8 protein-coding genes and 1 tRNA gene are annotated in these 15600 nt (G+C 40.2%); 8 read left to right on the forward strand and 1 reads right to left on the reverse strand.

Features of this window, described 5'->3' with window-relative positions:
* Positions 1-271 precede the first annotated feature (271 nt).
* Positions 272-964 carry a tRNA (N6-threonylcarbamoyladenosine(37)-N6)-methyltransferase TrmO gene (tsaA, locus tag GY065_RS00005; protein ID WP_174832526.1) on the reverse strand — a complete coding sequence of 231 codons (693 nt, stop codon included), beginning with the start codon at positions 962-964 and terminating at the stop codon, positions 272-274.
* A 935-nt stretch (positions 965-1899) separates the two neighbouring features.
* On the opposite strand from tsaA, the gene GY065_RS00010 reads away from it, so the two are divergent.
* The 8 genes from GY065_RS00010 to GY065_RS00045 form a co-directional block, all read left to right on the forward strand.
* Positions 1900-2649 carry an electron transfer flavoprotein subunit beta/FixA family protein gene (locus GY065_RS00010; protein WP_025329661.1) on the forward strand — a complete coding sequence of 250 codons (750 nt, stop codon included), beginning with the start codon at positions 1900-1902 and terminating at the stop codon, positions 2647-2649.
* Positions 2650-2660: 11 nt separating this feature from the next.
* A complete protein-coding gene (locus tag GY065_RS00015; RefSeq protein WP_174832520.1) occupies positions 2661-3605 on the forward strand; it encodes an electron transfer flavoprotein subunit alpha/FixB family protein in 945 nt (314 codons plus the stop codon).
* Positions 3606-3782: 177 nt separating this feature from the next.
* Positions 3783-4835 carry a low specificity L-threonine aldolase gene (locus GY065_RS00020; RefSeq protein ID WP_174832521.1) on the forward strand — a complete coding sequence of 351 codons (1053 nt, stop codon included), beginning with the start codon at positions 3783-3785 and terminating at the stop codon, positions 4833-4835.
* Positions 4832-5440: a YigZ family protein gene (locus GY065_RS00025; protein ID WP_174832522.1), complete on the forward strand. Its 609-nt coding sequence runs from the start codon at positions 4832-4834 to the stop codon at positions 5438-5440. Before GY065_RS00020 ends, GY065_RS00025 begins: the two co-directional genes overlap by 4 nt.
* Positions 5441-5510: 70 nt before the next feature.
* Positions 5511-6791 (forward strand): phosphoribosylamine--glycine ligase, encoded by a 1281-nt coding sequence (gene purD / locus GY065_RS00030; protein ID WP_174832523.1) that lies wholly within the window; start codon positions 5511-5513, stop codon positions 6789-6791.
* A gap of 874 nt (positions 6792-7665) precedes the next feature.
* A tRNA-Gly gene (locus tag GY065_RS00035) sits at positions 7666-7739 on the forward strand.
* 324 nt (positions 7740-8063) lie between these two features.
* Positions 8064-8552, forward strand: coding sequence for a DUF6678 family protein (locus GY065_RS00040; protein ID WP_174832524.1), 489 nt, complete (start codon positions 8064-8066; stop codon positions 8550-8552).
* Positions 8553-9961: 1409 nt separating this feature from the next.
* Positions 9962-15600: ESPR-type extended signal peptide-containing protein (locus GY065_RS00045; RefSeq protein ID WP_174832525.1), on the forward strand; the 5639-nt coding region annotated here is incomplete at its 3' end.

Below are 15600 nucleotides of genomic sequence, written 5' to 3' on the forward strand. Positions count from 1 at the left end.
TGGTAACGAATTTCACTGGTAAAGGTAATGAAATTTGCCAAACAGTGGATAAATTATTGCTATCAGCATTGATTTCTGTTAATTATCCACAGCGAACAATAGTATCAGAAAAATTATCCACATAATCCACAAATCATCCGCAGATGCATTTAATAACTTATCTACAAATAAAAATATGATTTATAGTGATATTTTAAGTTTTCCACAGGATGTATGGCTTCGTCTTTGTCTTCATCCATTTATTATTTATATTTTTATTTGAATAATAATTTTAAATTTCGACATGTTCGCGTAATCCGGTTACTTCAACAGATTTATCTCTGAATTGAAATAAAACATCAAAATTACCCAGATGCATAATAAAAACTTTGTCTGTATGGTGCTGATGCACCGGTCGCGGATCCTGGGCAAGACTTTGATTAACTAATTGAAAATATTCAGAATCTAATGAAAAAAATTGCATTTGATTTAATGCATGTTGTGACCAGTGAACTGTCAGTAATTCGCGCTCATGTGCAAAACTGCTATGTGCATAAGGTTTAGCCTCAACAAACGGAATATAGGGTTTGATATCAATTACTGGTGTCTGATCGAGAAAATCCACACCACTTACATACAATCGAATCTGTTTGTTACATTCAATCCGCTCCAGTTTTACCAGTGATAAACCCAAATGATTAGGCCGGTGCGGACTGCGAGTTGCAAAAACCCCTTTTTTTTCTTTACCTCCTAATTTTGGCGGTCTGATCAGAGGTTGCCAGCCGTCTTTAATGGTGGCATGAAAAATAAACTGAACCCAGATATATTCATAATCACTTAAACCGCGTATACATTCAGCAGTAAATTCTGTGGATAAATCGATATATGCCTGAGCTGCCGGTACTAATCCTGGCTGCCGGGCAACTCCGAATTTTTGTTTATAGGGAGAATTAATGTAACCAATCGGGTGGATTGTCCAGTGCAGACCGGAATTTTCAGAAGATGCGGGCATAAAACGTACAAAATGTGATTAATCAGAACAGGTATATTGTACGGTAATTAGTATATTTCTCTGTATATAAATTGTGGATAAAATAATTAATTTATTGTTTTTATTATGCTTAAATTAATCATTAAATGAGTTTCAGCTGATATCCGACTACTTAAGTTATGCACGGAATCATAATATTATCGTTTAAATTGTTGATAAATATATTTATATTATTTACTGTTTTATACTGATTTCCGTATAAATTCGAAACAGCTTGTTTATCTGGCAGTATTACTGATTTATTAGCTGTTTAAAAGTATATTTTCTAATTAAAAATATTATTAATAACGATAAACAGACCATTATGATTGTGGATAATTTAATTTTTAGTGATAAGTGAATTTCTGTGGATTTTAATCTTGTATGGAAATGTGTGATTCATGATTTCAACCAGAATAAATTATTAAACCGGTATTCCGGACTCGTAGCCTGAAGACCTGCCTGTGGATAAATATAACAGAGTAGGGGAGTGGTTAACTATATGATTTTAATATTATAAAAAATAATTGTGTTAAATTACGGATTTTAAGTTGCAATGGTTTTATTTCATACCGGAAATTAGACTGAATTGATCTGTTTATAGCTGTTGATTATTTTTTACAGAATTAAAAATTATTGTACACAGTGATTTTAAAACCTGCCGGATAAAGTTATCCACAAATCATATTTGAACAGCAAAATGATATTTCCAACTGAGTGTCGGCAGTTTATCTGTATTTCTGTTACTATATCCGGTTAAGTATAAATTGATAGTAGCAATTAAATTACACTGATTAGCTGATTTATCTGTATTGCGGTGGTTAATCTGCAATCAGAATACCGGTAATCACTGATGATTGCCGGTTATGATTAATCTAAGGGTGGTTCAGATGAAAATATTGGTAGCGGTAAAGCGTGTTGTCGATTACAACGTGAAAGTACGTGTTAAACCTGATGAATCAGATGTGGATATTGGCAATGTGAAAATGTCGATGAATCCGTTTGATGAAATAGCTGTGGAAGAAGCTGTACGTTTAAAGGAGGCCGGTAAAGCCACTGAGGTGGTGGTGGTATCTTTAGGTGTGAAACAGTGTGAAGAAACCTTGCGTACAGCTCTGGCAATGGGTGCTGATCGTGCCATTCATGTTGAAACAGATGAAAAGCTCGAGCCGCTGGCCGTGGCTAAGTTATTAAAAGCCGTGGCCGAAACCGAGCAGCCGCAGTTATTGTTACTGGGTAAGCAGGCAATTGATGATGATGCCAATCAGACGGCACAAATGCTTGCCGCTTTAATGCAGTTTGCTCAGGGTACTTTTGCTAGCAAAATAGAGCTTAAAGCAGATGAAGTGCTGGTTACCCGTGAAATTGACGGCGGACAGGAACAGCTTGCGCTGAAATTACCTGCTGTAATCAGTACTGATTTGCGGCTGAATGAACCTCGCTATATCAAGCTGCCGAATATTATGCAGGCAAAAAAGAAACCGCTTGAGAAAAAAACAGTAGCTGAGCTGGGTGTGGATATCAGCCCGCGGTTAGTACAGTTAAAGGTAACTGAACCTGCTGAGCGGGCTGCCGGCATCCGGGTTGGAAATGTGGCTGAGCTGGTAGACAGATTGCATCACGAAGCAAAAGTCATTTAAAGGAGATATTAATGTCTGTATTGATTATTGCTGAGTATCAGCAATCCTGTCTGGATGAGGCTACTTTGCATGCTGTATCTGCAGCACAGCAACTGGGAGAAATTGATATTTTGATAGCCGGGCACAATGTAGCCGGTATCGCTGCCCAGGCACAGCAAATTAGCGGGGTACGAAAAGTATTACTGGCTGATGCCCCTGGCTATGCTCAGGTATTGGCGGAAGCAGTAGCTCCACTGGTAGTGCAACTTGCTGATTCATATGATCATATTATTGCAGCAGCTACTTGTTTCGGTAAAAATTTGTTACCGCGTGTTGCAGCTTTACTTGATTGTGCCCCTGTTTCTGATGTTGTTGCCATTATCGACAGTCAGACATTTGTTCACCCGATTTATGCCGGAAATGCTTTGCAAACAGTGCGTAGTGAACAATCGAAACAGTTGCTGACAATCCGGACTACCGCATTTGCTCTGGCAGAATCTGCTGGCGGACAAGCAGCAATTGAATCTGTTGCCGCTGTTCCTGTGCCTGAATTAAGCCGTTTTATTGAACGTAAACTGACCAAATCAGATCATCCTGAGCTGACTACTGCTAAAGTGGTAGTCAGTGGCGGACGTGGTTTGGGCAGTGCTGAAAATTTTGCTGCACTTCTCAACCCGCTTGCCGATACCCTGAATGCAGCTATCGGTGCTTCACGCGCGGCTGTGGATGCCGGTTATGCTCCGAACGATTATCAGGTAGGGCAGACAGGGAAAGTAGTCGCACCGGAGTTATATATTGCTATTGGTATTTCAGGAGCCATTCAGCATCTGGCCGGAATGAAAGACAGTAAAGTTATTGTGGCTATTAATAAAGATGCTGATGCTCCAATTTTTAATGTAGCTGATTATGCGCTGGTTGCTGATTTAAATACTGCTGTACCAGAACTGCTTGAACAGTTAAAGGCTCTCGGACATTAAATTGCTGATGGTTGTTGAATAATGTTTCACGTGAAACATTATTCAACAGTTTAGCCTTGAAACAAACAGGTAAAAAGTATCCGGTTTGCTGTAACTGATTGCCGGTAAACTGCCTGAATATACCCAGTATTCAGGCAATTTTTATGATGTCTTTTATAAAAAATTCAGCTTAAAACGATGAACCGATTACATGATAATCAAAGTTATGCATTTGCATCAGATAATTATTCAGGTGTTCACCCGAAAATTATCCAGGCACTGACAATTGCTAATGGCGGACATCAGCCTGCTTATGGTGCTGATGTGTATACGCTTGCTCTGCAACAGAAAATCAAACAGTTATTTGGTGAGCAGGCTGAAGCTTTTCCGGTATTTAACGGAACCGGAGCCAATGTTACCGCTTTACAGGCATTGTTGCCGCGCTGGGGTGCGGTGATTTGTGCGGAGAGCGCACATATTCAGTGTGATGAAGGAGTGGCGCCTGAACATCTGGCCGGCGTAAAGCTCCTGACGGTTGCTACTGATGATGGTAAATTAACCCCGCAACAGGTAGCCCGGCAAGCCTGGGGTTTTGGAATGGAACATCGTGCTCAGCCGGCAGTTGTGTATATCAGCCAGACTACTGAGCTGGGCACTTGTTATAGTGTGGCTGAAATCCGTAATCTGGCCGAATATTGTCATAAACATAATATGCAGCTTTATCTGGATGGAGCACGGCTGGCGAATGCACTGGTAGCGGAAAATACTGACACCAGAACCATGATTACTGATACAGGTGTGGATATGCTTAATCTGGGCGGTACTAAAAATGGTATGCTGCAGGGCGAATGTATCATCAGTATGCGCGCAGATACTCATGCTGCTATGCCGTATCTGCGTAAAATTAATGCTCAGCTTGGCGCAAAAATGCGTTTTATTTCAGCACAATTTCTGGCATGGCTGGAAGACGATCTGTGGCTGGATCTGGCCGCCAGCAGTAATCTGATGGCAAAGCGGCTGGTTGCATCATTGACCGCAATTGAGCAAGTATCGGTTACTCAAAAAGTTCAGGCAAATGCCATATTTGCCATATTACCTGCTAATGCTCGTGCCCGTTTGCATCAGCAGTTTCATTTTTATGACTGGGATGAAAGCAAAGGAGAGGTACGCTGGATGACCAGTTTTGATACCACGCCTGAACAAGTTGATGCATTTGCGGCCGCAATCAGGCAGGCTATTGCGGAAAAATGAGTACAATTTATCAGTACACAACGCTGGCAGCACCGGCACAGGCTGAATTTAAAGATAAAGGCAGCCGTTTTCTGGCCTTTGCCTATCCGGTGCAGGATGAGTCAGAAATTCGCCAGTATGTGCAAACTTTGCGGGAACAGCATCATAAGGCACGTCATTGCTGTTTTGCCTGGCGTCTGGGCGTAGACGGTAACCGTTATCGTGCCAATGATGATGGAGAACCTGCCGGCAGTGCCGGCAGGCCGATCCTGGGACAGATTGATTCTGCGAATATCACTAACGTTGTAGTGATAGTAATACGTTATTTTGGTGGTACTTTGCTGGGAGTGCCCGGGCTGATCCATGCTTATAAATCTGCTACTGCGGCAGCGATAGAAGCTGCTGATAAAATTTGTTTGGATATATGCCGTCAATTATGGCTTTATTGTGATTATGCTCATTTAAGTGAAGCAATGCGCTGGTGCCGGCAGCAGCAGGCACAGATAATACAGCAGGATCTGCAGCAGCAGTGCTGTCTGTCTGTCCGTCTGCCGCTTGCTCAGTTGGAAAGCGGGCTGTCATCTTTACGCAAGCTGCGGATGATTGATGTTAAACTGGATAACTGAATATTACTGGTTAATGCTATAAAACGCAGCCGGCTGGCTGCATACACACCTTATTTTGGAGAAGGGGTATATGAAATTACTGGTTATCGGCAGCGGCGGAAGGGAACACGCTCTGGCCTGGCGTTTAGCACAGTCTCCCAAAGTAAATACGGTTTATGTAGCTCCGGGTAATGCCGGTACTGCAACAGAACCAAAGCTGCTCAACCTTGCTGTAACTGATCATCAGCAGTTGATTGCCTTCTGTCGTGAACAGCAAATAGCATTTACAGTAGTCGGCCCGGAAGCACCACTGGCAGCCGGTATTGTGGATAAATTTACGGCCGCTGGTCTGGCTGTTTTTGGTCCGAGCCAATATTGCGCTCAGCTGGAAAGTTCTAAAGATTTTGCTAAGGCGTTTATGGCCAGAACGGGTATCCCCACAGCTGCCTATCAGACTTTTACTGATGCTGAAGCTGCTCATCAGTATATCAGTCAGAAAAGCGCACCGATTGTTATCAAGGCTGATGGTCTGGCAGCCGGTAAGGGAGTGATTGTTGCTATGACGCTGGCCGAAGCTCATCAGGCTGTAGATGATATGTTGCGGGACAATGCTATGGGTGCTGCCGGCAGCCGGGTGGTAATCGAAGATTTTTTACAGGGAGAAGAAGCCAGCTTTATTGTTATGGTAGATGGTGAGCATGTTTTACCCATGGCTACCAGTCAGGATCACAAACGCCTGCTTGATTTCGATAAAGGACCAAATACCGGCGGAATGGGTGCTTATTCTCCTGCTCCGGTAGTGACTGATGCTGTACATCAGCGGGTAATGGATGAAATTATTCTTCCTGTAGTAAAGGGAATGCAGGCTGACGGTCATCCTTATCGCGGCTTTCTGTATGCCGGTTTAATGATAGATGATAGCGGAGCACCGTATACCATAGAATTTAACTGCCGGTTTGGTGATCCGGAAACTCAGCCGATTATGTGCCGGTTACAAAGTGATCTGGTGGAGCTGATAGAAGCTGCTCTGGACAGCCGGCTTGATACGGTGACCGCTGAATGGCGAGATCAGGCTGCTGTTGGTGTGGTACTGGCGGCGGCTGGTTATCCACAGGATCCGCGTAAGGGAGATGTAATTTCCGGGATTACTGAGGCTAATCAAACCGGAAAAGTTTTCCATGCCGGTACAGCGTTTAATTCCCGGCATGAACTGGTTACCCATGGCGGACGGGTATTATGTGTAGTCGGATTAGGTGCAGATATCAAAACTGCACAAACCAAAGCTTATACTGCTCTGGAATCGATAAAATTTGCCGGTATGCAATACCGGCATGATATTGGTGCAAAAGCATTAAAAGCTGTGGATAACTAAGTCTGATTTTTATATTTTATCCTGTTTATCAACAGATATTTTAATTATGTATTCTGTTTAGTTTAGCCGAACAGAATACATAATTTTTTGGCTAAACCAGATAATTAATATGTACTATCAAATTATTAAGATAAATTTTGATTATCGTGATATTCAATTTTAGCTTAGCACAGGCAAATGATAAGAATATAAAACTGTAATTGAATCGATTCTGTGGATAAATATAAAAATGATGCTATGGATAATGCTGTCTATAACTTGATTACATCCTCAGCAGTTAAAGTAAATCGGCATATTCTAACGATTTTGAGAGATCAGTATAAAACTGTTTTATGCGAAAAATTTGAACTGGTTTCAATAAGAGGATTTAAGCATCAGAATATTCTTTATTAACTGTGTATTATCAGCAATTATAATCAAAATTAAATATGACTCATTCAGATATCGATTATTGATAACAGACACCATATAAAATGATAGTTGTCATCAATACTGGATTGTCTGCACATAGTCATTTATCCAGTATTTATCCACAATCGCCGGATTTCTGGCCAAAAATATGGTTTTTAAGCACCTATTTTATTTAAAAATATGCTGAAATTTTTCCCAGTAAAGATGTTAACTATTAGTGATCAGTAAATTTCGAATCAGGCCTAATAATCTGTCAAAATTTCAATGGCCGGAGAAAATAATCTGTTGCAATTCTCAGTGAATCAGCCGGATATTGAATAGGCGATGCTAACTATTGCTGTGCCTAATTCTGAATTTCTAAACCGAATAGAAATGTTATCTGGTTGTTTGGTATTAATAAGGCTATAATCCACAACAGTAAGCTTACCGGTAACATTGCATATTTATAATAAGCAATTGCTGTGCGGATATGATGTAGTGGTAGCATAACTGCTTCCCAAGCAGTTCGGGCGGGTTCGAATCCCGTTGTCCGCTCCAAATCTTCTTTTAATAAGTCCATGGGTAATGATAATCAGTCTGCTACTATATTCATTTCAGACAGCTTTTTTGAGTATCTTATCTTATTTCCTATGATGTGTTTCAGGTTAGATAAATACTTCAGTTATTACCGGGTAATATTGCTTGTTCAGGTTAGTTTGACATTAAAAAATAAGCAGATATAACGCTGCTAACCGATTTATCAGTTTGGCTTAGCAAACCTGCTGTAAAATCTGTATCCTGAAATGTCAGTGCTGACATCAATATTTTCCTTTGATATATTTGGTTGAATTATCAGTGTGAAATATACAATGCCGGAAATATATGTCTTTAAATAAGCCGAACTCAGTAACAGAATTATATGAAGAATATAAAACTATTATTAGTCACCATAGCAACTATATCTGTAAGCTAAAAATAAAAGTTTCTGCCATCATTGCAAAAAAACAACTTGTTTCATTTATGAATGACACTAAATGGCTTGAACTTCAATATGCAGTTAAAGAATTATTATTTCCGCCTCCGTATATACTGCGATGTGTTACCGATGGTGACGATATTGTAGAACCTTCTTTTGAAAAAATACCCTGGTGGATAGGTGACTGGTCAAATTATTATCATGAGGGTCTACCAGCATTATTTAATATTGAATGGATAAAAGTATGTCCGCAATTAAGCAAATATCGCGGGCGTTTAGTGGAAAATGAAGTTTTAGATGAAACAGAAGCTTTCAGGACAATACTTAACCGGCTGAATATACCTTATGACAGAAAAGATAATATTTTTACTATTTATGGATATAAAACCCCTTAACATTTGATAAATATAAAAATTTACAGAGTAAATAATCTTATTTTTTGTTTTATTACGGAACACTTTTTTGCTTATTCAGCGAAACTAGATATTGAAAATCAGTGATCTACTTAAAGAATAAGTTTAATATGTCTTGTTTTATTAGAAGAAAGCCTGCGATTAGATATCTGTGGAGAAATAACTAAAAGATAAATTTTTTAATTTGGATAATAAAAATATATTTTTATTAATAAAGATTTTTCATGGACACAATCTATTTATGATGGTGGTGGTAGTAAATCTCATTATCTCTTAGTTACAACAAGAACAATATAGTCTTATATTTGGAGACTGCTACCAGGAATTGCTGTCAATAAAGCGAGTATTGAAACATCAAAAAAATCTTCGGAAATATTTGATCAGTATTTATAGTTATATGTGGACTTATTATCTGCTATAAAATGATATCCACAGATTTATACACAAGCGGTAAACTTTTTATTCTGGTTTATTTAAACTAATAACCTTATCTGATAGTAACAGAACAAAAGATTTTTATTTAAGTCACACAGCTTGAATCAGTAATACAAAATTCATATACCGATAAATGTGCAGTTTGCTCGACTATTGGTTTTGCTCATAGTTTACTTATTTCATCAGCTGTACCATATGTCGCTGATAAAAATTTATCCCTGAAATTTTGATTAAAATCAGCAATTGCTGCCGTTAGTCGATGCTTTATGTACAGGCTGGCTGATGCTTTCTAGCTTAAGAGCAGGTTTAACTCTCTGATAGTTGGTTTATTCCTCTTATAAAGCAGAAATAGCAACTATGGTCCGGTACATTTGATTTTATCCGCAAAAATTTATTTAAATTGATGACTTGCTATTGTTTAATATGAAACAATTAGCTTTTAAAGTTTTAATTTATAAGATATAAATATTGCATAATAATTTTATTATATTGTTAATAATTAATAATATTTTCAAAAACAGTATATTATCTTAATAGCATAAATAATAATGGAATACACAGTAAAGTGTCACAAAAAATACATATATTATAGTAGTTTAAAAAGGAAAAATTAAACCATTACTGACACGGATTAATCGTTACTAAAATTTAACTTATTTAATATATTGTCGCTTTTATAATACATTTGATAATAAATAAATAAATAACGTATAAGAATAAATGGTTAAAATACAAATATAAAAAAATTATATAAATTATATAGTTAAAATTATTTATTTCTGAGATTTAGGCATGATTTTGCCTGTGTTTAAGTATAAAAATGTCACTTATTCATTCGCATTCATTTAAATATTTATGTTATATTTCTGAATAATTTAACTTAATTTTAATCTATCTTTAATTTATTAAAGTAATTTTGATAAACGCATGATTTTAAAAAATTAGGAGTAAACCAATTGAATAAAATATATCGTGCGATATGGAACGAATCCACTCAGACCTGGGTGGCCGCTTCTGAATTAGCAAAAAGTAAAACCAAGGCCAATGCGGTTTCCAGTGATACTGCTAAGCCATCTCTGTTGGCCAGAATGGGTCTTTGTACTTTCAGACTCGGATTACTTGCCTCGCTGATCAATATGTCTTTGTATTCTGCTGATGCAGTAGCAGCGGCTGACCGGACTACTCTCTGGGGGTCGTATATTAACACGAGTGCTGCTAAAACCAGCTTTAGTGCAGTTAATATAGCAGGGGATGATGATGACTACTGTGGTCATGATGTTGTTCAGGATCGTTCCGGAGCAGTAAAAGCAGGAAACATGATTACCCCGCTAGAAGAATATTTGCGGTTTGCACAGAATAAGGAATATCAGAAGGGTAAATATATATACACACCGTATGGCTCAACCACTCAAGCAGAACAATGGGGCTCTGGCAATTGGACAACTATTATAGGTAAAGGTTACGGTACTGCCGGTTATCAGAATGATATCGTTACTAAGGGAGCACATAATGATATAGCAAGGGCATACGGTACCGCGTCTTTTTCCTACGGGTGTGCATCCCTGGCAACAGGTAATAATGCCCTGGCTTTTGGTATCAATGCTACTGCTACAGCTGGCGGAGCTCAGGCGTTTGGTCCGGCAGCACTGGCTTCCGGGCGGGCATCCAATGCGATCGGAATTTCATCTGAAGCTACCGGTGTGTCCGGTGTTGCTCTGGGTTCTGTGGCTCAGTCTGATGGTGTGGGAAGTGTTGCGCTGGGTTTGCAGGCACGGGCTAATGCTGACGGTGCTGTAGGTGTCGGGGTAGGGGCTCATGCAGGACTGGATTCCAGCGTAGCCATTGGTAACGATAATATTCTTGCCGGCAAGCAAAGTATCGGTATCGGTTCCGGTAACGCGGTAGATGGTGAGCAATCAATTGCTATCGGCAGTGCCCAGACACCTACTACCTACAACACGGTTGACGGTACGCAGAAAAATGTAACAACACACTATACCCATATTAAAGGGAATAAAACTTTATCTCTGGGTAACAGTAATACAGGCGGGAACTTTGATACGAAAGGGAGCCTTATTACAGACGGTATTTCGGCAGCCAATACCGCCATCTTCGGTAACAACAATGTGATCAATAATGCCGTTGACGGTGCTCATATTATCGGTAGCGATAATACAGTAGGTATCTTAACAGGTATTGCAGGTACCGGAGCAACGGTAATTGGTAATCACGCCAGCATTAGTGCAGATAATGCTCTTGCTCTGGGTAATCAAACCTCTGTTAGCGGTGCTGATGCTATGGCAATAGGTACTGGTGCGGAGGCTACGGTGTCTGGCGGTGTTGCTCTGGGTTCCGGTTCTCTGGCGAATACAGCTCAGGATGTTGCCGGCTATAATCCAAATAATCATGCAACCTACAGCGATCCGGTTAGTACAGCTGCCTGGAAAAGTACCAATGGTGCTGTTGCCGTAGGCAATACTGACCCAAAACAAAATATTACCCGGCAGATTACAGATGTTGCGGCGGGTACCGAGGATACGGATGCAGTTAATGTTGCTCAGTTAAAAAATCTGAGCTTTTCAGTTCCGGGTATTTTTTCGTCTGCGTCAACCAGTATTGATGCTAATCTGATTGCAGCAGATCAGACTATCATCAGTAGTTCTGCTGCAATGCCTGCAAAATTTGATCCGCTTAATAGCAGCATCAATACTGTTTCATCGCAGATAAAGCAGAAGTTTGGTGATCAGAATACTTCTGGTGAAGTAGGAGAAAATATTTCCCGGCTGAGTACATCTTTAGCAGATAATATTACTTCTATACAGAAAAAGCTCCTGCTGGATCAGGGCGGGTTCTATGACGCTAAAATTTATGATGGCAAAACGCCGCGTAAAATCATTCACGTAGCTGATGCAGATATCAGCAACGCCGGTTCAACCGATCTGGTTAATGGCAGACTGCTTTATGCGACCAATTCGTCGCTGAGCTCTTTATCATCCAGTATAGATAGTGGTCTGAGTACGCTTAATAGCGGTTCCACTGAGGCTAAAAATATAGTTGATACTTCAGCCAGCCAAATCAATACTGGTATAGATAGTTATTCCACATCGGTTTCTACCGGTATCCATAATCTACAAACAGGCATATTAAAATGGAATGGTTTGCCTGAAGGCGAATTCAGGGCTGATAATGATAATACTGACCACAAGATAACAGGTGTGGCAGAAGGTTCGTTAGCAGCTGATTCAACCGATGCCGTAACCGGCGGTCAGTTGCATGCCACTAATACCAATATTAGCAGTCTGTCCAATAGCGTCAGCACAAGTTTCAGTAGTTTATCCAGCTCACTGTATGAATCTTCCGGTCTGGAAAAACTATCAACAAGTCTGAGTGATACAGGTAATCAAGTCGCTGCTTTACAAAATGATGCACTGCAATGGGATGATATTCATAGGGTGTATCGTGCCAGACACGGTGATAATGATGAAAATCAGAAAATCACTCATGTCTCTGCCGGTGTTGTTGATTTCGCTTCAACTGATGCGGTAACCGGTGGTCAGTATTATGATCTGAATACCGAGATAGATACTAGTGTAAGTACACTGACAGCAAGTGCTTTGCGCTCTGTCGGTCAGATTAATAGCAACATTTCGGCATTGCAGCAACAAGTACTGTTGTTTGACGGAAAGAGCTTTAATGCACAGCGTGCTGGAAAAAATCAGACTATTACCGGAGTAGCCGGGGCTGATTTAACTGATTCATCAGCTGATGCTGTTACCGGAGCACAGTTAGATTCAACAAACACATCTCTGAATAATTTAACGGCTTCAACTGCTACCGGACTGAGTAGCTTGTCGACACAACTGAGCAGATATTCTGAAAATACGCTGCAAAGCGGTATGGAACTTGTGAACGGTTCCAATACGAGTCTCAGTGCCTTACAAAGTAATGCTTTACTGTGGAATAGTGAAGATAAGGCATACAGTGCTGCTCACGGTACGCAGGGAAACCAGAACATTACCAATATAGCGGCCGGCGAGGTAAAAGAAAATTCAACTGATCTGATTAATATGGGTCAGATTCATGTATTCTCGGTGTCTACGTCTACAAGTATCGCTGCTGTAAACCAGGCAATAAATTCATTAAATGGTTTATCTGATACTGAAATTAATCGCCTGGCTGATACCATTAGTAGCAGTCTGAGTACGGCAGGTAATCAAATAGCGGGTTTAAAGAAAAATCTGTTGTTGTGGAACGGGAACGCTTATGATGCCAGTCACGGTAATCCTGATGGTACGGAGAAAATTACCCATGTAGCAGAGGGCAGTTTGCAGTCCGATTCAACGGATGCCGTAACCGGAGGGCAGTTATACCGGACCAATACCAGAATCAGTGATCTGAAAGCAGAATCTGATAATCAGTTTAATATTTATTCCGATAAGATTGATAGCAGTCTTACTGCTGCGCAAACGAGTCTGAGTAATTCTATTGCTACAGATATCAATAGTGTGCACGGTAATATGGATTCCGGTGTACAGACAGCTAACTCACATATTGCTACTCTGCAGCAGGATAGTTTATTGTGGAATGGAAAAGCTTATGATGCCAGCCATAATCAGGGTGATAATGGAAAAAACAAAATCACTAATGTGGCTAAAGGGGACATTTTACATGATACATCATCCGATGCTGTTACCGGTGCGCAGTTATTCGCTACCAATAGTAGTATAGATTCACTTTCTACTGCGTTTGACAGCAATACATCTAAGTTTATCAGTACTACGGACAGTAATTTGAGCAGCTTGTCAGCTGCCATGCAGAATTCATCTTTTCCCGGACTGGAAAGCCTGTCTACCGGAACTCAGTCACGTCTGGGTGAGATAAATAACCAAATTTCTGGGTTACAGCAGGCACTGCAATGGAATGATGGTGCTTATGATGCCAGTTTTGGTAAAAACGGAATGCAAAAAATTACTCATGTTGCTGATGGCCGGCTGACAGAAGGATCAAAAGATGCGGTAACAGGTAATCAGTTGTATAACACTGATGCCGCTATCAGTAATCTGGGAGCAAGTTTAAGTACCGGTATAAATAATATTAGCAGCTCCATACAGAGTATCGCTCAAAAAAATGATGAAACGATAACTGATTTATCCGAAAAAGTGCAGCAAACTAAGAGTCAGCTGACCAGTCTGGAGACTACTACAGCAGCCGATCTGACTCATATCAATACCAGTATTTCCGCTCTGCAGGATGATGCTGTGCAATGGGATGGCAAAAACTATGTTGCCAGCCATCGTGGTAAGCCAGGCGTCATTACGCATGTATTAGCTGGTAGTCTGAATGAAGGTTCGTCAGATGCAGTGATTGGTGCACAGCTGTACAGCACTAACAGCAGTATTACTGATCTGGGAAATAAACTGACAGATGTATCCAATAGCTTTAGCACGGGTATCAGCAGTTTATCCACAGCTTTATCTGATAATGCTGATTCGAAGCTGTCGCAGTTGGTACAAAACAGGGAAAATATTGAAAATAATATTACACACTTGTCATCAAGTGTATCCTCTGCATTTATTTCCCCTGACAATGAAATAGCTATTCTTAATCAAAATGCATTACAGTGGAACAGCTCACTGAGTGCATTTGATGCCAGTCATGGTCAGAAAGATGAAAAACATCTGATTAAGAACGCAGATGAAGGTGATCTGCGTCTCGGTTCGGCTGATGCTATTACTGCAGGTCAGCTGTATACCACCAATAGCACATTTAATGCACTGAATGATAATATCAGCGGGCGTTTTAGTAGTTTGTCAACGACATTAAGCAGTTTGATTAATACTAATGTAAGTACGCTTTCTTCCAGTATTACCGGTCTGGATACCCGGGTGAGCGGATTAGAGCAGAATGCATTACAATGGAACAGCGATATTGCTGCTTATGATGCCAGTCGAGCAACCAAAAATCCGGCAAGAATTACCAATGTAGCTGCCGGTCTGATAGCATCAGATTCATCTGATGCCGTTACTGGTGCTCAGTTACACAGTCTGTCAACTGTGTCTGATGGTCATTTGTCCACCTGGCGCAGTTCAATACTCTCCAGCTTAAGTACAATAGAAGATTCAGCAACTACGGCATCAGGTTCACTTTCTCAGCAATTCGATACGCTATCAGAAAATATCTCCAACAATTTCCAAGAATTTTCTGGCAGTGTTTCAAGTGGTGTGAGCAGTTCGTTTGTTAGCACTTCAGAGATCGTTACCGGTTTGTCATCTGCTATACATGAGCATCTGAGCCGGCTGTCTGATGGTATAGGTGAGAGTTTAACCGATCTGTCGACCAGTACGGATACTGGTATCAACACGCTTTCTTCGCGTATTGACAGCTCAGCAAGTATATTAACAGAGTCTTTAAATACCGTTAATAACCATATAAGTACGCTTAATCAGGATGCACTGCAATGGAATAGCAGTATAAGTGCATATGATGCCAGTCATGGAAGCGGTAATGCACAAAGAATTACCCATGTAGCTGCCGGTGATGTATCAGTACATTCAACCGATGCAATTAACGGAGGTCAGTTCTTTGCTCTGTCCAG

It is taken from the genome of Snodgrassella sp. ESL0323 (assembly GCF_013346865.1).
Classification (GTDB): domain Bacteria; phylum Pseudomonadota; class Gammaproteobacteria; order Burkholderiales; family Neisseriaceae; genus Snodgrassella; species Snodgrassella alvi.

What these genes read in the sequence shown, in the direction of transcription:
- GY065_RS00025 (WP_174832522.1), top strand. Translation starts at nt 4,832, where the DNA reads ATGAGTACAATTTATCAGTACACAACGCTGGCAGCACCGGCACAGGCT.
- GY065_RS00010 (WP_025329661.1), top strand. Translation starts at nt 1,900, where the DNA reads ATGAAAATATTGGTAGCGGTAAAGCGTGTTGTCGATTACAACGTGAAA.
- GY065_RS00015 (WP_174832520.1), top strand. Translation starts at nt 2,661, where the DNA reads ATGTCTGTATTGATTATTGCTGAGTATCAGCAATCCTGTCTGGATGAG.
- purD (WP_174832523.1), top strand. Translation starts at nt 5,511, where the DNA reads ATGAAATTACTGGTTATCGGCAGCGGCGGAAGGGAACACGCTCTGGCC.
- GY065_RS00020 (WP_174832521.1), top strand. Translation starts at nt 3,783, where the DNA reads ATGAACCGATTACATGATAATCAAAGTTATGCATTTGCATCAGATAAT.
- GY065_RS00040 (WP_174832524.1), top strand. Translation starts at nt 8,064, where the DNA reads ATGTCTTTAAATAAGCCGAACTCAGTAACAGAATTATATGAAGAATAT.